Raw genomic sequence first — 18,666 nt, forward strand, 5'->3', positions numbered from 1 at the left:
CGCCGCCGCCGGGGCGACGGGCTACACGGCCTGTCGGCCGGCGCGTCTACAGTCACATCTCGTGGCACTCGAGACCTCCCCCGAGCACCCCGCTCCGGTCCGCCAGATCAACCAGGCGATCGGGGGCTGGGTCGAGCGACTGGGTGCCGTCTGGGTGGAGGGCCAGCTCACCCAAGTGTCCCGACGCGGCGGCAGTGGCACGGTCTTCATGACCCTGCGCGACAAGCTGGCCGATATCTCGGTCACCCTCACCTGCCCACGCGCGGTGGTCGACTCGCTGCCCACAGCGCTGGCGGACGGCGCGCAGATCGTGGTCCACGCAAAGCCGTCGTTCTACCCGAACCGCGGCACCCTCTCGCTCGCCGTGCGCGAGATCCGGCTGGTCGGCGAGGGCGAGCTGCTCGCCCGGCTGGAGCGCCGCCGCCGGCTGCTGGCCGAGGAGGGTCTCTTCGCCGCCGCACTCAAACGGCCGCTCCCGTTCCTTCCGGCCGCGGTCGGCCTGGTCACCGCGCACGCGTCCGCGGCCGAGCGGGACGTGCTCGAGAACGCCCGCCGGCGCTGGCCGGGCGTCCGGTTCGAGGTGAAGTACGCCGCGATGCAGGGGGTGAACTGCGCTCGCGAGGTGATGGAGGCACTCGCCGCCCTCGACCGGGACCAGCGCGTGGACGTCGTCATCGTCGCCCGGGGCGGCGGGTCGGTCGAGGACCTGCTGCCGTTCTCCGACGAGGCGCTCATCCGGTGCGTGCACTCCATGACGACGCCCGTGGTCTCGGCGATCGGCCACGAGCAGGACACCCCGATCCTGGACCTCGTCGCCGACCTCCGTGCCTCCACGCCGACCGACGCGGCCAAGCGGGTCGTCCCAGACGTGGCGGAGGAGGCCCAGCGCGTCGCTCAGGCCCGGGAGCGGATCAGGCACGCCCTCCGCACCCGCGTGGACCGCGAGCGCGCCGCCCTCGACCAGCTGCGCAGCCGACCCGTGCTGGCCGACCCCCGCACCGGCCTGCTCGACCGCACGGCCGAGGTCGGCGCGCTGCGCGACCGCGCCCGTCGCTGCGTCGAGCACCGGCTCGACCGCGCCAACGACGACCTCAGTCACCAGCTCGCACGCGTCCGCGCGCTCTCCCCGCTGGCCACGCTGCGGCGCGGCTACGCGGTCCTCTCCGACGCGGACGGCCGGGCGCTGTCCAGCGTCGAGGCGGTCGCGGCCGGCCAGACCATCCACGTGCGCCTGGCCGACGGCCGGATCGGCGCCACCACCACGAGCGTCGAGCCGGTGCCGCTCGTCGTACCCGATCAGCAGGAGGACCTCGATGAGTGAGCAGGACCTGTCCTACGAGGAGGCCCGCGACCAGCTGATCGAGGTGGTGCGCACCCTGGAGCAGGGCGGCACCAGCCTCGCGGAGTCGCTCGCGCTGTGGGAGAAGGGCGAGGAGCTGGCCCGGACCTGCCAGACCGCGCTCGACGGCGCCCGCGCCCGCCTCGACGAGGTGCTCGGCGCCGAGCCGGAGAACTGACGGCGCGGGAGATCAGCGCAGCGAGGCGGCGTACGAGCGGACCTGCGCGGGTGCGGCCGAGCCGACCACGAGCAGGGTCTCGGGGTAGGTGCCCTTCGGCGCCTTCAGGTGCCGCACCACGGCGTAGTCGCCGCCCGAGTCGGTCCAGGTCTGCCAGCGCACGCCGTGGATGGTCACCGGCTTCCCGTGCTGCGCATTCGGGTCGACGTACTGGTGCACCATCGAGCCGACCGAGGCGATGCCCTCCTCGATCCCGACGTACTCGTTGCCGGAGGTGAGCACGCCCAGATGCCAGTGCGGGCTCACGCCCGCGGTGTACGACGCGCTGGTCGCGCGCCACCCCTTCGGCATCGGGGTCGGTACGACGATCTGCAGCCGACCGTCGGTGCGGCCGGCCCGGACCCATCCCGAGTAGTCGACCGTCGGCGTCCGAACGCCCTCGTTGTCACGGTTGAGCGCCCGCCATGCGACGAACGCACCGATGACCGCGAGCACGACCAGCATCGCGCCGACCATGCTGGACACGGGCAGCTCGTAGCGGTTCGGCTTCGCGGGTTCGGGCATGCGCCCAGTCTGCCAACACCCCTGCGGCCGTCCGCCCGTAGGCTCACGTCGTGCTCGCCGACCTGGTGCCCCTGATCGCACTGGTCGTGCTCCTCGCGGTGGCCTACGCGCATCCTCGGGGCTGGGTCGAGGCGGGCGCAGGGCTGCTGGCCGCCGGCGCGACCGTCGCCACCGGCATCCTCCCCCGGGCTCCGCTCGAGTCCGAGCTGCGCCACCTCGCCCCGGTGGTGGGCTTCCTGGTCGCGATCCTCGTGGTGGCGAACTCGTGCCGGGTCAACGGCGTCTTCGCCGCCGTCGGCGCCCGGGTCGGCGCTGCGGGCGACCGGGACCGGATGCTGCTGCTGGTCTTCGTCACGGCGACGGCGGTCACGGTCGCGCTCAGTCTGGACGCCACGGTCGTGCTGCTCACCCCGGTGGTGCTGGCCGCGACCACCACCCGCTTCGTCGCCGCCGAGCTCGCCTGTGTGCGGCTGGCCAACTCCGCCTCGCTGCTGGTCCCGGTCGCCAACCTGACCAACCTGCTGGCGATGGCGCAACTGCACCTGACCTTCGGTCGGTTCGCGGTGCTGATGGCGCCGTCCTGGCTGGTCGTGCTGGCCATCGAGTACGCCGCGCTCCGGACACGACACCGGGCCGCGACCCGAGCGGAGCAGCCGGCGGCCCCGGGCCGGACGCCGCTGGCCCGGTTCCCGGTGGCCGTCGTGGCTCTGATGCTGGCGGGCTTCGTGGTCACCTCGCCGCTGCACGTCGCCCCGGCGTGGGTGGCCGCCGTCGCCGCCGTCGTCCTGTTCGTCCACGATCTGGTTCGGGGACGTGGCGGCGCCGGGTCCGCGATGCGCAGTGCGCAGGTGCCGTTCGCGGTCTACGTGCTCTGCCTCGGCGTGGTGGTGGCGGGGCTCGGCGCGGGCTGGTTCGGAGACGTGCTCGGGCACCTGGTGCCCGGCCGCAACGACCTCGTCGGGCTGCTCCTTGTCGCGGCGCTCGGGGCAGTGCTGGCCAACGTGGTGAACAACCTGCCGGCCACGCTGCTGCTGGTTCCGCTGGTCGCGCCGTTGGGTACGACGGCCCTGCTGGCGCTGCTGATCGGCATCAACGTGGGGTCCACACTGACCTGGACGGGCTCGCTGGCCAACCTGCTGTGGCGCCGTACCCTCGTCGCGGAGCGGGTGAGGGTGCCGAGCCGCGAGTTCCACGCGACTGCCTGGCTGACCAGCCCGCCCGCGATCGTCGCCGGTGTCGTCGTGCTCGCCGGCTGGAGCAGGCTGATCTCCTGAGCGGCGCCCCCGTGAGCCCGATACGATCGGGCACATGTCCGAGAGCCTGCTGCCTGATTCACTCGCCGTCGACCGGGCTGCGCCGGACCGGAACCTGGCCCTCGAGCTGGTCCGGGTGACCGAGGCCGCCGCGATGGCGGCCGGTCGCTGGGTCGGCCGGGGCGACAAGAACGGCGCCGACGGGGTCGCCGTGAACGCGATGAGGGTGATGATCGCGACCGTCGGGATGCGCGGCACCGTGGTGATCGGCGAGGGCGAGAAGGACCACGCCCCGATGCTGTTCAACGGCGAGGAGGTCGGCGACGGCACCGGCCCCGAGTGCGACGTCGCGGTGGACCCGATCGACGGCACGACCCTCACGGCCAAGGGGATGGCCAACGCCGTCTCGGTGCTCGCCGTGTCCCCCCGGGGCTCGATGTACGACCCCTCTGCGGTCTTCTATATGGAGAAGCTGGTCACCGGGCCCGAGGCCGCCGATGTGGTCGACATCCGCAACCCCATCGGGGAGAACATCCACAACGTCGCCAAGGCCAAGGGCACCCGTCCCGAGGACGTCACCGTGGTCCTCCTCGACCGGCCGCGGCACGCGCAGATGGCCGAGGAGATCCGCGCGACGGGGGCACGGATCAAGTTCATCACCGATGGCGACGTCGCCGGCGCGATCATGGCCGCGCGGCCCGACACCGGCATCGATCTGCTGCTCGGCGTGGGCGGCACCCCCGAGGGCATCATCGCTGCATGCGCGATGAAGTGCCTCGACGGCGTCATCCAGGGACGGCTGTGGCCCACCGACGACGACGAGCGCCAGCGCGCGATCGATGCCGGCCACGATCTCGACCGGGTGCTCGCCACCGACGACCTGGTCTCCGGCGACGACTGCTTCTTCGTCGCCACCGGGATCACCGACGGCGAGCTGATGAAGGGCGTGCGCTACAAGCCGCGGGGCGCCGAGACCCACTCCCTGGTGATGCGCTCGCGCAGCGGGACGATCCGCGCGATCCACTCCGACCACAAGCTCGAGAAGCTGTCCGCCTACTCCCACGTCGACTTCGAGCACTGAGCCGGCCGGCGTCGTGATCGTCGTCGTCGGCGAGTCCCTGATCGACGTCGTCGTCGACCCCGATGGCGACGTCCACGAGGCGGTGGGCGGCTCAGCACTCAACGTCGCCGTCGGTCTGGGCAGGCTCGACACCCCCACGGTGCTGATCACCCAGCTCGGCAACGACGACCGCGGCGGGCGGATCATCGAGCACGCCACGACCAGCGGCGTCGAGCTGGTGGTGGCGCCCGCGTCCCACACGGCCACTGCGGCGGCCCGGCTCGACGAGCACGGCGGCGCCGTCTACGAGTTCGACCTGGTGTGGAACCTGCCCACCCAGGAGCTCCCGGCGTGCGACGCGTTGCACGTGGGCGCCCTCGGGGCTCTGCTCGAGCCGGGGCGGACGACCGTGCTCGACCTGGTCGACCAGGCCTACGCCCGTGGCGTACCGGTCAGCTACGACCCCAACGTGCGGGAGGCCCTGATCGAGGACCGCGACCTGGTCTGGCGCGATGTCGAGGCGCTCGCCGACCGCTCCAGCGTGGTGAAACTCAGCGACCAGGACGTCGAGGTGCTCCACCCCGGCGCCGACCCGGCCGACATCGCCCGCTCACTGCTCCGTGGCGAGCGCACCGATCTGGTGCTGCTGACCCGAGGTGCCAACGGCTCCACGGCGTACGTCGAAGGCCTCGAGGTGACCGTCCCCGCGCCCCCCACGGAGGTCGTGGACACGGTGGGCGCCGGTGACTCGTTCGTGGCGGCGACGCTGACGGTGCTGCTCGAGACCAGCGCCCTGGGCAGCTACGGCGCCGGACTCCCCCGCAGCGAGCAGGAGCTGCGCCGGCTGCTGGCCGCGGCCGGCACCGCGGCGTCCCTCACCTGCGAGCGGCGAGGGGCACAGCCCCCGACGCGTCCGGAGCTTCCTGCCGACTGGCCCTGACCAGCGCGGCGTCCCGCAGCGCCCGGAGCACCTCGTCCATCACCCGCGGGTCGACGGCCATCCCGCAATGGCTGCTGGTCACCTCGACGTGCGTCGCGAGGGGGTCGAGGCAGGCCCGCCAGTCGACGATCCCGTCGCGTCGGGAGTGGATGGCGGTGAAGGCGATGTCCGGGTCCAGCGGTGCCTGTGACTCCTCGAAGCTGAGCCGTGCGCACTCCCCGCTGGTGCAGTCCTCGGCCATCAGGCCACCGAAGCCGGCACGAGTCAGCCTGTTGAGGACGCCGACGTTGAACACCAGGAGCTCGTGCACGGCGGCGGGCGCCAGCACCGGACTCCCCATGGTGACGATCCCGTCGATGAGATCCGGCCGACGTGCCGCCAGCCCCCGAGCGAGCATGCCACCCAGGCTGTGTCCGACCACGGTGACCTTGCGTCCGCGCCGCATCGCGATCGCCTCGACACGCCGCTCGAGCCGATCGGCGGCCTCGCGGGTGCACCCGACGTTCACGTGGATCTCGGAGCGGAACGTGCGGAAGCTCTCGGCCCGCAGGAACCGCGACATCGCTCGCAGCGTCCAGTCGCCGGCCATGAATCCCGGCACCAGCAGCACCGGGTCGACGGCCGCCCGACGGTGCGGACCGGCGTACGGCCGGGCAGTCCGCCGGCGACGGTCCGTTCGGGCTCGCCGTACCATCCGGAGGCCCTCAGCCACCACGCTGCCCTCGCGGGACAGCGCGACCAGGCCGCGCGGGCCTTCATATCCGTCAGGCTGCAGGAATGCGCCGAGTGCCGGGCTCACCGGGCGAACGTAGCGGTTCCGCACCCCCGTGGCCCGGATTTCGCGTTCAACTTCCATAGACTGCACGTGCCCGATCCGCTGTGAAAGGACACCTCCCGTGGCCCCATCCCGGCCCTCATCGAAGGACGTCGTCGTCTCCGAGGAGCTCCGCGCGCCCGTGGCGACGGGCATCGAGCTGTGCTACCAGACGTACGGCGTCCCCACCGATGACCCGCTGCTGCTGGTGATGGGGCTCAGCGCGCCGATGACCTGGTGGGACGACAGGCTGTGCCGGCTGCTGGCCGGAAGCGGCTTCTACGTGGTGCGCTTCGACAACCGTGACACCGGGCGTTCGGGACGAGGCGAGGGCCGGGTCACCCGCGCCGACCTGGTCAAGGCCTTCCTCGGCCTGCCCGGCCGACCGCCGTATCCGCTGAGCGCGATGGCCGATGACGCTGTCGGCCTGCTGGACCACCTCGGCATCGACCGTGCCCATGTGGTCGGTGCGTCGATGGGCGGGATGATCGTGCAGACCATGGCGATCGAGCATCCGGACCGGGTGGCCAGCATGGTGTCGATCATGTCCACCACGGGACGTCGGACCGTCGGCTGGCAGCACCCGGCACTGCTCCCCCGGATGATCGCCCCGCGTGCCCGCAGCCGCGAGGCCTACATCGAGAACGCGCTGGCGATGGGGACGCTGATCGGCTCACCGGGATACCCCGAGGACCCTGAGGAGGCGAGCGCCCGCGCGGGCGAGACGTTCGACCGTGGGGTCAGCGCCAGCGGCGTGCTGCGGCAGATGGTCGCGATCCTGCGGCAGCCGAACCGCAGCCGCGCACTGCGCTCGGTGCGGGTCCCGGCCGCGGTCATCCACGGGAGTGCCGACCGGATGGTGCACGTTTCCGGCGGGCGCGCGACCGCCGCGGCCATCCCGGAGGCGGAGCTGGTGGTGCTCGACGGGATGGGGCACGACCTCCCCCCGGCCCTGTACGACACCTACGTCGAGGTGATCCGGCGCACCGCGGACCGCGCGCGGGCCTGACGAGGCCCAGCGAGGGCTCAGCGAAGAGCCGCCGATCGATCCGGTCGGGTCAGGCGATCCGCCGGTCCAGCAGCCAGCTCACCACGTCGACCGCCTGCGCCTCGGTCCAGGCCGTGTCGGCGGGATGGGCGACGTTCTTCCGACCGTCCTTGCTCAGGAACCGATAGACCCGCTTGGGGATCTGAGCCTTGTCGGGCACCACCGGAGCACCCTCGAGGATGAACCGCTCGCGCTGCCGGCCGTCGAGGAAGAAGACCTCGTCGGAGTGCTGGACGTCATAGGTGAGCACCTTGCCGGTGCGCCAGTTGTGCGGCGGCGGTTGGTCGGCGGGAACCTTCTTGCGGTAGACGCCGAAGTACTTCCACAGCTCGTCGACGACCTGCGGCCGACCGGTGAGGGTGAGCCAGTTCGAGGGGCCGGCGTACAGCCGCCGGTAGGCGCGCAACTGCGGCACGGTGTCCCGCTGGGGGTCGACCGTGATGGTCAGGAACTCGACCCGCGAGGAGTCGCTGGCGGCGGCCACGCGTCGCGCCGTGTGCACCACCGAGGCCGTGTCCAGCGGACAGGTCTCCTGGCAGAGCGTCATCGAGTCGGAGATGACCAGGACCTTGCCGGCGAAGTCCGACAGGTGCCGAACACGACCGGCGGAGTCCCGCAACGGCAGGTCCAGGATCGCCTTCGGGATGGCGCCGTCGAGGGCAGTGCCGACGTTGGGTCCGGGCGCGGGCACCGGGGAGGATCCGCACCCACTGGCGACCAGCAGCAGGGCGAGCACGGCCACGGCGAGCGCAGGACGTCGGAAACGGGGAAGTCTCACGGCTCTCGACGTTAGCCCACGGCCCGCCCCGGCTGGTCGGCGGCGTCGGCCACCGCGTACCTTCGGTACGTGGACGACATGCCCTCCATGACCGGACTTCCGCCGTTCGGCTGGCACGCCGTGCTGACCAGCTGGCACCTGCGACCGGGCTGGCTGGTCGCCGGTCTGATCCTCCTCGTGGTGTACGGCGCCGCCGTACGCGCCGCCCGTCGACGTGGCCGGCCGGTCCACCCGGTGCGGGCGGTGTGCTGGGTCGTCGGCGTGGTGCTGATGGTGCTCACGGTCAGCTCCGCCTTCGACATCTACGCGATGTCGGTCTTCTGGGTGCACATGATCGAGCACCTGCTGCTGATCATGTTGGTGCCTGCCTTCCTGGTGCTGGGAAGCCCGCTCGCCACGATCGGCGCCGCTCTTGGCGACGGCGCCCGGGCGCGCTACCTCGCTGCCCTCCGGTCGTCCCCGGTCGCGGGGCTGACCAGCCCGCTCACCGGCCTGGCCGTATACACGATGGTGATCGTCGGCACCCACCTGACCTCCTTCATGGACCAGATGGTGATGCACACCTGGCTGATGAGCGCCGAGCAGATCCTCTACGTCGTGGCGGGCTGGCTGCTGATGCTCACCCTGATCGGCGGGGAGCCGATCCGCTGGGAGCTGCCCTACCTCTTCCGGATCGGGCTGATCCTGGTCGGGATGACCCCGGACACCATCGTCGGCATCGTGCTGATGCAGACCGAGTCCAACCCGTGGCCGATGATGTTCAGCATGCATCCGGCGTGGGCGCCGGATCCCATCTCCGACGTGCAGACCGGTGGCGCGCTGATGTGGGCCGCCGGCGACGGACTGATGATGTGCCTGGCCCTCGGTGTGATGGTGGCGCTGCTCTCGGGCGACGGCCGACGGGCGCAGTTCCTGGGCCCGTGGCTGGAGAACGTCCGGCGCAGCACGCTCGCCGAGCACGTGGCCAGCGGCGGCGGCGAGCAGGTCGCGGCCGACATCGATCCCGACGGCGAGGACGCCCTGGCGGCGTACAACCGGATGCTCGGCCGGCTCAACGACCACGGCTGACGGGCCTCCTCCACACCGTCCCACGGGGTGCCAGCGCACCGCGATTTCCACGCCGGACTCCCGCCGCGCGATACCGAACTGGCCCCGTTCCGTCAAGCCTTGCGGAATTCCGGGATCAGTGGAGTATGTGATGCAGCACACGTTGGGAGGAGCGCATGTCACCTCAGGAGCCTCACCCGTCACGCCGGATCCGTAGGACGCTCGCGGTCGCTGCGGCGCTGGCCATGGCGGGAGGTGTTCTCACCGCGTGTGGCGGAAGCTCCGGCAAGCCGACCCTGACGTGGTACATCAACCCGGACCCGAGCCAGCCGGCGAACTTCAAGGGCCCGTTCGGTCAGGCCGGCATCGCCGCGCGTTGCAGCACGTCCAAGTACACGATCCAGGTGCAGGAGCTGCCCGGGGACGCCACCCAGCAGCGCATCCAGTTGGCCCGGCGCCTGGCGGCCGGCGACACCGGCATCGACCTGATGAGCCTCGACCCGGTCTTCACCGGCGAGTTCGCCAATGCCGGGTTCCTGGCCCCGCTGCCCGACTCGCTGCAGTCGAGCCTGAAGTCGGTGACGCTGCCTGGAGCGGTCAGCGGCGCCACCTGGGGCGGCCGGCTCGCGGTCGCACCGCTGTGGGCGAACACCCAGCTGCTGTGGTACCGCAAGTCGTTCGCCCAGAAGGCCGGCCTCGACATGAGCAAGCCGGTGACCTGGGACCAGATCATCAAGGCCGCCAGCCAGAACGGCGGCACGGTCGGGGTGCAGGCCAACAAGTACGAGGGCTACTCGGTCTGGATCAACGCGCTGGTCGCCGGGGCCGGCGGCTCGATCATCCAGAACGCCGCGAAGGGCGACAACGCCACGATCACGATCGACTCCACCGCCGGCAAGCAGGCGGCCGCGGTGATCGACGAGCTGTCCCACTCCAAGGCGGCCGAGGGTGACCTCTCGGTGTCCAACGAGGGCACCGTGCTCGGCCCGTTCGCCACGCCGCAGGGAGCGTTCCAGGTCAACTGGACGTTCATCTACGCCAACTACAAGGCAGACAAGGCGACGTTCAACGACCTCGGCTGGACGCGCTACCCGGAGACCGTCGCCGGCAAGCCGTCCCGACCGCCGCTGGGTGGGATCAACATCGGCATCAACAAGGCCACCACCCACCGCGCCGACGCGTACGCCGCCACCCGGTGCATCACCTCGGAGGCCAATCAGGTGCGCTATGCGATCGAGACCGGGAACATGCCGGCGCGGACCTCGGCGTACAACGCGCCGGATCTTCGCAAGGCCTACCCGGCCAATCTGCTGGCAGCGTTCCGGAGCAGCCTGCAGGCAGCAGCGCCACGGCCGGTGTCGCCGTACTGGAGCGACATCTCCAGCGCCATCCAGTCGACCTGGCACCCACCGACATCGGTGAACTCCTCCACCCCCCAGAAGTCGGCGAGCTTCATCTCCGACGTGCTCAAGGGAAGGAAGCTGCTATGACGACCATGGTGGCCACCGCTCAGGTGAAGGCCAAGGCCAGTGACCGGACCATCGCGGAGAATCGGCTCGGGCTGAAGCTGGTCGCACCCGCGGTCGTGGTCATGGTGCTGGTGACCGCGTGGCCGATGATCCAGGCGCTCTACCTGTCGCTGTTCAAGTACCGGCTGACAGTGCCGGACGACCGTGCCTTCACCGGCCTGGGCAACTACGCGACGATCCTGAGCGACTCGCTGTTCTGGAAGGACACGCTGAACACCATCATCATCATGATCGTCACCGTGGCGATCGAGCTGGTGATCGGGTTCGCCTTCGCGATGGTGATGCACCGCATCGTCTTCGCGCGAGGCCTGATGCGCACCGCGATCCTGATCCCCTACGGGATCATCACGGTCGTCTCGGCCTTCGCGTGGCAGTTCGCGTTCAGCCTCAACAACGGGTTCGTGGACGGCTGGTTCCACTGGTTGCCCTGGATCGGCACCGACACCAACTGGTACGGCGACCACTGGCACGCGATGTTCGCGATCATGGTCTCCGAGATCTGGAAGACCACCCCGTTCATGTCGCTGCTGCTGCTCGCGGGGCTCTCGCAGGTCAGCGAGGACATGATCGAGGCCGCCAAGGTCGACGGAGCCACCTGGACCCAGCGCCTGGTGAAGGTGATCCTGCCGAACATGCGTGCGGCGATCATGGTCGCCGTGCTGTTCCGGGCCCTGGACGCCTACCGGATCTTCGACAACATCTTCATCATGACCAAGGGCGCGCAGGACACTGAGTCCTCGTCGTTCCTGACCTACAGACAGGTGATCGAGCAGTTCCAGCTCGGCATGGGCTCGGCGCTGTCGGTGCTGCTGTTCTTGTCGGTGCTGCTGATCGCGTTCATCCTCGTCAAGCTGTTCAAGGTCGATCTGGCCGCGGCCCGAGGGGAGGCCTGATGGCCGGCAAAGGCAACGCCTCGAAGATGGGGCCGGGCCACTGGCTCGGGTTCGTGCTGATCCTGGTGTGGTGTCTGCTGCCCGTGGTGTGGATCCTGATGGTGTCGCTGAAGCCGGTCGCGGAGACCACGACCGGGAGTCCGCAGTTCCTGCCGAAGACGTGGACGATCCAGAACTACAAGGACATCTTGAAGAACCACGACTTCCTGCACGCCCTGGGCAACTCGTTCGGCATCGCGATCATCGCGACTCTGCTCGCGGTCATCTTCGCCACCCTGGCGGCGTACGCCATCGCGCGGCTCGAGTTCAAGGGCAAGCGGGTAGTGCTCTCGATCGCACTCGCGATCGCGATGTTCCCGGTCGTCTCGCTGGTCGGCCCGCTGTTCGACATGTGGCGCGTCGCCCACCTCTTCAACACCTGGCCGGGGCTGATCATCCCCTACCTGACGTTCACGCTGCCGCTGGCGATCTGGACCCTGTCGGCGTTCTTCCGCGAGATCCCGTGGGAGATGGAGCAGGCGGCCCAGGTGGACGGCGCCACCTCATGGCAGGCGTTCCGCAAGGTGATCGTGCCGTTGGCGGCGCCCGGCGTGTTCACCGCGGCGATCCTGACCTTCTTCTTCGCCTGGAACGAGTTCGTGCTCGCCATCTCGCTCACGTCCACGACCGCAGCGCGCACCGTTCCCGCCCAGATGTCGTTCTTCGTCGGGTCCGACCCGTTCAACCCGCCGTACTCACAGCTGGCCGCTGCCGCCGTCGTCGTGACGGTTCCGGTGGTCATCATCGTCCTGTTGTTCCAGCGCAAGATCGTCGCCGGTCTGACCTCCGGCGCAGTGAAGGGTTGATTCGCCATGGCAGCAATCGACATGAAGAACATCGTCAAGAAGTACGGCGACGGCTTCCCGGCCGTGAACGACGTGAGCATCGACGTCGAGGACGGGGAGTTCATGATCCTCGTCGGGCCGTCCGGCTGCGGCAAGTCGACCCTGCTGCGGATGATCGTCGGCCTCGAGGACATCACCTCGGGCGACATGATGATCGGCGACAAGCGGGTCAACGACCTCGCCCCCCGCGACCGGAACCTCGCGATGGTCTTCCAGAACTACGCGCTCTACCCGCACCTGACCGTCTACGAGAACATCGCCTTCCCGCTGCGCCTGCAGGGCCACATCCCTGAGGCGGAGATCGACGCCAAGGTACGGGAGGCCAGCCGGACCCTGGAGCTCGACGAGCACCTGGAGCGCAAGCCGGGCAACCTCTCCGGCGGCCAGCGCCAGCGGGTGGCGATGGGCCGGGCGATCGTCCGCAACGCCGACGCGTTCCTCTTCGACGAGCCGCTGTCCAACCTCGACGCCAAGCTGCGCGGCCAGATGCGCACCGAGATCTCACGGCTGCAACGACGGCTGGGCATCACCACCGTCTATGTCACCCACGACCAGACCGAGGCGATGACCCTCGGAGACCGGGTCGCGGTGCTCAAGCGTGGCGTGCTCCAGCAGCTGGCCACGCCGCGCGAGCTCTACACCCAGCCGGTCAACCTGTTCGTGGCCGGTTTCATCGGGTCTCCCCCGATGAACTTCCTGCCGGCGACCGTCGAGGGCACCTCGGTCAAGCTGCCCTTCGGCACCGTCACCATCCCGCAGGCGAAGGCGGAGAAGGCCCAGGACCGGGGCCTGCTGATCGCCGGGATCCGTCCCGAGCACTTCGAGGACGCCTCGGTCGTCGACCCGCAGAAGTCGTCCTCGGGCTCGGCCTTCGAGGCGACGGTGGACGTCGTGGAGTGGCTCGGCAACGAGGCCTACGCCTACATCCCCTTCGAGGCCCCTCCCGAGGTCCAGCAACAGCTCGACCAGCTCGAGAAGGATCTCGACGGCGAGGCGATGCGCACCCAGCTGGTCGTGTCGCTGGACGGCAGCAGCCAGATCCAGAAGGGCGAGGAGGCGAAGATCTGGATGGACGCCGCCAAGATGCACCTCTTCGACCCGGGCACCGGCGAGAACCTCACCGTCGGGCTCTGAGCCGGGCCGGCCGGGCTCAGCCTGAATCCACCGGTCGGTTGAGGGCTCCGCGGCGCGTCTGAACCAAGAGGGTGCTCTTGACCTGCACGATCACGGTTACCACGCCGATGAACGTTCAGAGTCAAAGGAGCACCCTCTTGGTGTCGAAGTCTTGCACGCTCGATCGTGTCGATGTCCGTGCTGATGATGAGAACGGCGTGTCTGATGCCGGTCTGCTGGTCGCGGCCACGCTGGGGCAGCGACTTGGGCTGCCTGAGTTGTTGCGCGAGCGGGTCACGGTGCCCGGAAGCGTGGGCGCCAATGCTGATGAGAAATGCCTGACCGTGATCCACTCCCTGCTCGCCGGCGCAGACTGCATCGACGACCTCGACGCGCTGCGTGCCGGGTCGACCGGTGCGGTGCTGGGTCATCGGGTCGCGGCGCCCTCGACGGTGGGCTCGTTCCTACGTGCCTTCGGGTTCAACCACGCCCGCCAACTCGACGCCGTCTCACGTGAGCTGCTCGCCCGATCGGTCACGGCCGGGGCGCATCGCGGCATCGCTGAATCGGTCACCGTCGATATCGACTCGACGCTGTGTGAGACCTACGGACTGGGCAAGGACGGCGCCAGGGAGGTGATGCGCACCGGCCGCCGCGGCTATCACCCACTGCTGGCGGTCATCGCCGGCACCGGCGACGTCGCTCACGCCCGGCTGCGGCGGGGCCGGTCCAACGACGCCACCGCGGCGCCGGTGTTCATCAAGGAGACCATCTCTCGGCTGCGCGGTGCTGGCGCAGCCGGGGAGGTTGTGCTCCGCGCCGACTCCGGGTTCTACATGCACGGCGTGGTGGCGGCCTGTCGGGCCGCTGACGTCCGGTTCTCGGTGACTGCTCGGATGATCGGACGGCTGCGCGGCGCGATCGAAGCGATCCCCGAGCAGGCCTGGACGCCGATCGACTACTTCCTGCCCGGTGCCGGGGTCGCCGAGATCAGCTGGACACCCTTCACCCAAGACGGCCGCGGCCACGACCGGACCGATGCGGTCCCGGTGCGGCTAATCGTGCGCCGCACCCCGCCCACCGACGCACTGGCCAGAAACCGCGGCCAGGACCCGCTGTTCCCGATCTTCGACTACCACCCGATCATCACCGACCGGCCCGGCCAGATGCTCGAGCTCGAGGCCGACCACCGTCGCCACGCCGAAGTTGAGCTGACCATCCGCGACCTCAAATACGACATGGGCATGAGCCACTTCCCGACCAAGAGCTTCGGTGGCAACGCCGCCTGGCTGATCCTCAACACCATCGCCCACAACCTCACCCGATGGACCACCCGGCTCGGCCTGGAGCTTGGACATGTGATGACCAAGAAGATCCGCCGACGCATCTACAACGTCACCGGCCGCCTGGTCCGCACCGGACGACGCGTGATCCTCCGCCTTCCTCGCCGCTGGCCATGGGCCCGCCAGATCACCGCCGCCCTCGAACGACTCCGAGCCATCCCGGCCGCCAGCGGCTGACCAGAGCGAAACCGCCCCGACGACCCGAGGAACAGGAGAAGCCGGCAGACCGGCAGAACAACCGCGCCCTCAACACCAACCACGACGACAGCCTGCCGATTCAGCACACGAAAGCTGAATCCGCATCCCCATCGGTGGATTCAGGCTCAGCCGACCAGCCGCTCCCCCGTCGTGCCGTCGAAGACGTGCACGTCGACAGGGTCGGTGCTGACGTGCACCACATCGCCCTTGCCGACGACATTGCGACCGGACACGCGGATGGTGAGCGCCCGCGGCGTCCCCTCGACGTCGCTGGTGCCGTAGAGGAAGGCGTCCGCACCGAGATCCTCGACCACCGAGACCGTGACCGGGATCGCGGCCGGGTCGGCGGGGACGATCCGCCAGGCCTCGGGACGCACACCGATGGTGACCGGGCCGGTGTGCGCGGTCCGCAGCGGGAGGACACGGCTGCCCAGCCGCAGCTCGCCGTCAGCCGCCGTACCCTCCAGCAGGTTCATCTGCGGCGAGCCGATGAAGCCGGCCACGAAGACGTTGACCGGGCGGTCGTAGAGGTTCAGCGGAGTGTCGACCTGCTGGAGCACGCCGTCCTTCATCACCGCGACCCGATCGCCCATGGTCATCGCCTCGACCTGGTCGTGCGTGACGTAGACGGTCGTGATGCCGAGGTCGGTCTGCAGCTTCGCGATGTCGGTGCGGGTCTGGACCCGCATCTTCGCGTCGAGGTTGGACAGCGGCTCGTCCATGCAGAACACCTGCGGCGCCCGCACGATCGCCCGGCCCATCGCCACCCGCTGCCGCTGGCCGCCGGAGAGCGCCTTGGGCTTGCGCTGGAGGTAGTCGGTGAGGCCGAGCATCTCGGCCGCCTCGCTGACCCGGGCCTTGCGCTCGGCCGCGGGAGCGCCGGCGAGCTTGAGCGCGAAGCCCATGTTCTCCTCAACCGTCATGTGCGGGTAGAGGGCGTAGTTCTGGAACACCATCGCGATGTCGCGGTCCTTGGGGGCGAGGTCGGTGACATCGCGGTCCCCGATCAGGATCCGGCCCTCATCGACCTCCTCGAGGCCGGCGAGCATCCGCAGGGTCGTGGACTTCCCGCAGCCGGACGGTCCCACGAGGACCATGAACTCGCCGTCCTTGATCTCCAGCTCCAGCCCGGCGACGGCTGGAGCGTCGGCGCCGGGATACCAGCGTTGGGCGCGGTCGAACGTGATCGATGACATGGTGCTTCCTCGCCTTCACCGGCAGGTACGTGCCGGACGATCCGTAGTGAAGTGACGGGGGTCACAGTAGCCCACCTCGGCGCGAGCGGCCGGCTCGCGCGATCGTCAGCGCCGGTGCTTGCGGGCGACGCTGACTCCGCCCCAGAAGGCGAATCCGCGCACCCGCACCGTCGGCGAGTCCGCCGTCAGCTCGAGCGGGATGCGCGAGGTCGGTCCGCTGAAGCCGCCCATGATCCCGGTGCCCTCGATCACCACGTTGGTGCCGGGATTCACCACGATCTCGGCGCCACCCATCACCACGTGCAGGTCGACGACCACCTCGCGTGCGGAGAACTGAGCGTCGCGCATGTCGATCTGGGTGCCACCCATCACCGCCACCACGGACATCTGCGCGGGGACCACCCATCGGCCGCCCCGGTCGAAGCCACCAAGGATCGCCAGGTGCCGCTCGCTGGAGGCTGCGGCGCCGGACGGCACCGGGTCGGTGGACCCGGACGACTGCGTAGGCAGGTCGCCGGTGATCGGGACCAGCTCGGCGTACGTCTTGGCGGCGTACGTCGCCTCCAGCCGCTCATCGAGCTCGGTCAGGTCGATGCGCCCGTCCCCGGCCGCCACTCGGAGCAGCTCGGCCACCCGGTTCCGGTCCGCATCCGAGATGCGCTGTTGCGACGGCTCCAACGGCTCCAGGGGTCCGGCCATGGTCGACAGACTATGTCCACTCACGGTGGACTAACCTGCCGTCGTGAACGACGAGCCGGAATTCCGCTACTCCGACCTGCTGCCCATCGGTGCCGACGAGACGCCGTACCGGCTGATCACCACCGAGGGCGTGTCCACCTTCGAGGCCGGCGGGCGCACGTTCCTGCAGGTCGAGCCCTCAGCGATCCAACGGCTCACCGCGGAGGCGATGCACGACATCGCGCACTACCTGCGTCCCGCCCACCTCGCGCAGCTGCGGCGCATCATCGACGACCCCGAGGCGTCGGGCAACGACCGCTTCGTGGCGCTCGACCTGCTCAAGAACGTCAACATCTCCGCCGGCGGCGTGCTGCCGATGTGCCAGGACACCGGCACCGCGATCGTGATGGGCAAGAAGTCCGAGGGAGTGGTCACCGGCGTCGAGGACGGCGAGTGGATCAGCCGGGGCGTGTACGACGCCTACACCAAGCTCAACCTGCGCTACTCCCAGATGGCGCCGCTGACCACCTTCGAGGAGAAGAACACCGGCACCAACCTGCCCGCGCAGATCGAGATCTACTCGACCCCGACCAGCGGCGACCCGTCCTACAAGTTCCTGTTCATGGCCAAGGGCGGAGGGTCGGCGAACAAGTCCTTCCTCTACCAGGAGACCAAGGCCGTGCTGAACCCCGTGCGGCTGCTGGAGTTCCTCGACGAGAAGATCCGCTCGCTCGGCACGGCCGCGTGCCCGCCGTACCACCTGGCGGTCGTGATCGGCGGGACCTCGGCGGAGTTCGCTCTGAAGACGGCGAAGTACGCCTCGGCGCACTACCTCGACTCGCTGCCGAACTCCGGATCCCTTGCCGCGCACGGGTTCCGCGACGTCGAGCTGGAGGAGAAGGTCTTCGAGCTGACCCAGTCGTTCGGGATCGGCGCGCAGTTCGGGGGCAAGTACTTCTGCCACGACGTCCGGGTCGTCCGGCTGCCCCGGCACGGCGCCTCCTGCCCGGTGGCGATCGCCGTCTCGTGCTCCGCGGACCGGCAGGCGCTCGGGAAGATCACGGCCGAGGGCGTCTTCCTCGAGCAGCTCGAGACCGACCCGGCGCAGTACATGCCCGACGCCGGCCTGGCGCACGAGATCTCCGGCGGCGAGGTCGTCTCGATCGACCTCAACCGGCCGATGCCCGAGATCCTCGCCGAGCTGTCCAAGCATCCGGTCAAGACCCGGCTCTCGCTGACCGGTCCGCTCGTCGTCGCCCGTGACATCGCGCACGCCAAGATCAAGGAGCGGCTGGACGCCGGCGAGGAGATGCCGGCGTACCTCAAGGACCACCCGGTCTACTACGCCGGGCCCGCCAAGACGCCCGACGGGATGGCCTCCGGCTCCTTCGGCCCGACCACGGCCGGGCGGATGGACTCCTACGTGGGTCAGTTCCAGGCCGCCGGCGGGTCGATGGTGATGCTGGCGAAGGGCAACCGGTCCAAGCAGGTCACCGAGGCGTGTGCCGAGCACGGCGGCTTCTACCTCGGCTCGATCGGGGGGCCGGCCGCGCGGCTGGCCCAGGACTGCATCAGGTCGGTCGAGGTGCTGGAGTACCCCGAGCTCGGCATGGAGGCGATCTGGAGGATCGAGGTCGAGGACTTCCCCGCCTTCATCGTCGTCGACGACAAGGGCAACGACTTCTTCACCGACCCCGCAGGGTCGGTCACCGTCCCGCTGAGCTCACTGGCCCCTGCCGGCCTGCGGGTGCGCTCGGCGGAGTGACCCCGTACCGCCCGCGCCGCAAGACCCGAGAGGCCCGGGAGGCCCA

Annotated in this window: 18 protein-coding genes; 13 read left to right on the forward strand and 5 right to left on the reverse strand. The window is 69.8% G+C overall.

Features of this window, described 5'->3' with window-relative positions:
• Window positions 1-61: 61 nt before the first annotated feature.
• Together xseA and Q9R13_RS09420 are read left to right on the forward strand one after the other, a co-directional pair.
• Window positions 62-1,321 carry an exodeoxyribonuclease VII large subunit gene (gene xseA / locus Q9R13_RS09415; protein WP_310964859.1) on the forward strand — a complete coding sequence of 420 codons (1,260 nt, stop codon included), beginning with the start codon at window positions 62-64 and terminating at the stop codon, window positions 1,319-1,321.
• Window positions 1,314-1,517 (forward strand): exodeoxyribonuclease VII small subunit, encoded by a 204-nt coding sequence (locus Q9R13_RS09420; protein WP_310964860.1) that lies wholly within the window; start codon window positions 1,314-1,316, stop codon window positions 1,515-1,517. The genes xseA and Q9R13_RS09420 overlap by 8 nt, the downstream gene beginning before the upstream one ends.
• 12 nt (window positions 1,518-1,529) lie before the next feature.
• On the opposite strand, the gene Q9R13_RS09425 is transcribed toward Q9R13_RS09420, so the two are convergent.
• Complete coding sequence (locus Q9R13_RS09425; RefSeq protein ID WP_310964862.1) at window positions 1,530-2,081, reverse strand: DUF4245 domain-containing protein; 552 nt, start codon at window positions 2,079-2,081, stop codon at window positions 1,530-1,532.
• A gap of 50 nt (window positions 2,082-2,131) precedes the next feature.
• Here Q9R13_RS09425 and Q9R13_RS09430 point away from each other — a divergent pair, with 50 nt between their 5' ends.
• From Q9R13_RS09430 to Q9R13_RS09440, 3 genes are read left to right on the forward strand one after another with little or no spacing between them, the layout of a single operon-like run.
• Window positions 2,132-3,355 carry an SLC13 family permease gene (locus tag Q9R13_RS09430; protein ID WP_310964864.1) on the forward strand — a complete coding sequence of 408 codons (1,224 nt, stop codon included), beginning with the start codon at window positions 2,132-2,134 and terminating at the stop codon, window positions 3,353-3,355.
• Window positions 3,356-3,389: 34 nt separating this feature from the next.
• Window positions 3,390-4,415, forward strand: coding sequence for a class II fructose-bisphosphatase (gene glpX / locus Q9R13_RS09435; RefSeq protein WP_310964865.1), 1,026 nt, complete (start codon window positions 3,390-3,392; stop codon window positions 4,413-4,415).
• Window positions 4,416-4,428: 13 nt separating this feature from the next.
• Window positions 4,429-5,334 (forward strand): carbohydrate kinase family protein, encoded by a 906-nt coding sequence (locus tag Q9R13_RS09440; protein ID WP_310964866.1) that lies wholly within the window; start codon window positions 4,429-4,431, stop codon window positions 5,332-5,334.
• Here the strand turns inward: Q9R13_RS09440 and Q9R13_RS09445 are convergent.
• Window positions 5,270-6,133, reverse strand: coding sequence for an alpha/beta fold hydrolase (locus tag Q9R13_RS09445; protein WP_310964867.1), 864 nt, complete (start codon window positions 6,131-6,133; stop codon window positions 5,270-5,272). The two genes, Q9R13_RS09440 and Q9R13_RS09445, sit on opposite strands and share 65 nt — an antisense overlap.
• 97 nt (window positions 6,134-6,230) lie before the next feature.
• Between Q9R13_RS09445 and Q9R13_RS09450 the strand changes: the two genes are divergently transcribed.
• Window positions 6,231-7,157 (forward strand): alpha/beta fold hydrolase, encoded by a 927-nt coding sequence (locus Q9R13_RS09450; protein ID WP_310964868.1) that lies wholly within the window; start codon window positions 6,231-6,233, stop codon window positions 7,155-7,157.
• Window positions 7,158-7,206: 49 nt separating this feature from the next.
• Here the strand turns inward: Q9R13_RS09450 and Q9R13_RS09455 are convergent, their stop codons facing one another.
• Entirely contained in the window at window positions 7,207-7,974 is a 768-nt protein-coding gene (locus tag Q9R13_RS09455) for an SCO family protein (RefSeq protein ID WP_310964869.1), read from the reverse strand.
• A gap of 78 nt (window positions 7,975-8,052) precedes the next feature.
• On the opposite strand from Q9R13_RS09455, the gene Q9R13_RS09460 reads away from it, so the two are divergent.
• The 6 genes from Q9R13_RS09460 to Q9R13_RS09485 all read left to right on the forward strand — a co-directional run bounded on the left by Q9R13_RS09460 (window position 8,053) and on the right by Q9R13_RS09485 (window position 14,960).
• On the forward strand, window positions 8,053-9,042 hold the full coding sequence (locus Q9R13_RS09460; protein ID WP_310965067.1) for a cytochrome c oxidase assembly protein: 990 nt from the start codon (window positions 8,053-8,055) through the stop codon (window positions 9,040-9,042).
• 155 nt (window positions 9,043-9,197) lie between these two features.
• Window positions 9,198-10,511 (forward strand): extracellular solute-binding protein, encoded by a 1,314-nt coding sequence (locus Q9R13_RS09465; protein WP_310964870.1) that lies wholly within the window; start codon window positions 9,198-9,200, stop codon window positions 10,509-10,511.
• Complete coding sequence (locus Q9R13_RS09470) at window positions 10,508-11,443, forward strand: carbohydrate ABC transporter permease (RefSeq protein ID WP_310964871.1); 936 nt, start codon at window positions 10,508-10,510, stop codon at window positions 11,441-11,443. Before Q9R13_RS09465 ends, Q9R13_RS09470 begins: the two co-directional genes overlap by 4 nt.
• Window positions 11,443-12,288 (forward strand): carbohydrate ABC transporter permease, encoded by an 846-nt coding sequence (locus Q9R13_RS09475; RefSeq protein ID WP_310964872.1) that lies wholly within the window; start codon window positions 11,443-11,445, stop codon window positions 12,286-12,288. The genes Q9R13_RS09470 and Q9R13_RS09475 overlap by 1 nt, the downstream gene beginning before the upstream one ends.
• Window positions 12,289-12,294: 6 nt before the next feature.
• Window positions 12,295-13,461: an ABC transporter ATP-binding protein gene (locus Q9R13_RS09480; RefSeq protein ID WP_310964873.1), complete on the forward strand. Its 1,167-nt coding sequence runs from the start codon at window positions 12,295-12,297 to the stop codon at window positions 13,459-13,461.
• Between the two features lie 140 nt (window positions 13,462-13,601).
• Window positions 13,602-14,960 carry an IS1380 family transposase gene (locus Q9R13_RS09485; protein WP_310965068.1) on the forward strand — a complete coding sequence of 453 codons (1,359 nt, stop codon included), beginning with the start codon at window positions 13,602-13,604 and terminating at the stop codon, window positions 14,958-14,960.
• A gap of 146 nt (window positions 14,961-15,106) precedes the next feature.
• On the opposite strand, the gene Q9R13_RS09490 is transcribed toward Q9R13_RS09485, so the two are convergent.
• Both Q9R13_RS09490 and Q9R13_RS09495 read right to left on the reverse strand, forming a co-directional pair.
• On the reverse strand, window positions 15,107-16,177 hold the full coding sequence (locus Q9R13_RS09490) for an ABC transporter ATP-binding protein (RefSeq protein ID WP_310964874.1): 1,071 nt from the start codon (window positions 16,175-16,177) through the stop codon (window positions 15,107-15,109).
• A gap of 105 nt (window positions 16,178-16,282) precedes the next feature.
• The gene (locus Q9R13_RS09495; protein WP_310964875.1) at window positions 16,283-16,876 is read right to left on the reverse strand and encodes a DUF1707 SHOCT-like domain-containing protein; all 594 of its coding nucleotides are present in this window, start codon (window positions 16,874-16,876) and stop codon (window positions 16,283-16,285) included.
• Between the two features lie 43 nt (window positions 16,877-16,919).
• On the opposite strand from Q9R13_RS09495, the gene Q9R13_RS09500 reads away from it, so the two are divergent.
• On the forward strand, window positions 16,920-18,620 hold the full coding sequence (locus Q9R13_RS09500; protein ID WP_310964876.1) for a fumarate hydratase: 1,701 nt from the start codon (window positions 16,920-16,922) through the stop codon (window positions 18,618-18,620).
• Window positions 18,621-18,666: the final 46 nt, after the last annotated feature.

The organism is Nocardioides marmorisolisilvae (genome assembly GCF_031656915.1).
GTDB classification, from domain to species: domain Bacteria; phylum Actinomycetota; class Actinomycetes; order Propionibacteriales; family Nocardioidaceae; genus Marmoricola; species Marmoricola terrisoli.

What these genes read in the sequence shown, in the direction of transcription:
- Q9R13_RS09420 (WP_310964860.1), top strand. Translation starts at nt 1,314, where the DNA reads ATGAGTGAGCAGGACCTGTCCTACGAGGAGGCCCGCGACCAGCTGATC.
- Q9R13_RS09425 (WP_310964862.1), bottom strand. Translation starts at nt 2,081, where the DNA reads ATGCCCGAACCCGCGAAGCCGAACCGCTACGAGCTGCCCGTGTCCAGC.
- glpX (WP_310964865.1), top strand. Translation starts at nt 3,390, where the DNA reads ATGTCCGAGAGCCTGCTGCCTGATTCACTCGCCGTCGACCGGGCTGCG.
- Q9R13_RS09460 (WP_310965067.1), top strand. Translation starts at nt 8,053, where the DNA reads ATGCCCTCCATGACCGGACTTCCGCCGTTCGGCTGGCACGCCGTGCTG.
- Q9R13_RS09465 (WP_310964870.1), top strand. Translation starts at nt 9,198, where the DNA reads ATGTCACCTCAGGAGCCTCACCCGTCACGCCGGATCCGTAGGACGCTC.
- Q9R13_RS09470 (WP_310964871.1), top strand. Translation starts at nt 10,508, where the DNA reads ATGACGACCATGGTGGCCACCGCTCAGGTGAAGGCCAAGGCCAGTGAC.
- Q9R13_RS09475 (WP_310964872.1), top strand. Translation starts at nt 11,443, where the DNA reads ATGGCCGGCAAAGGCAACGCCTCGAAGATGGGGCCGGGCCACTGGCTC.
- Q9R13_RS09480 (WP_310964873.1), top strand. Translation starts at nt 12,295, where the DNA reads ATGGCAGCAATCGACATGAAGAACATCGTCAAGAAGTACGGCGACGGC.
- Q9R13_RS09490 (WP_310964874.1), bottom strand. Translation starts at nt 16,177, where the DNA reads ATGTCATCGATCACGTTCGACCGCGCCCAACGCTGGTATCCCGGCGCC.
- Q9R13_RS09495 (WP_310964875.1), bottom strand. Translation starts at nt 16,876, where the DNA reads ATGGCCGGACCCCTGGAGCCGTTGGAGCCGTCGCAACAGCGCATCTCG.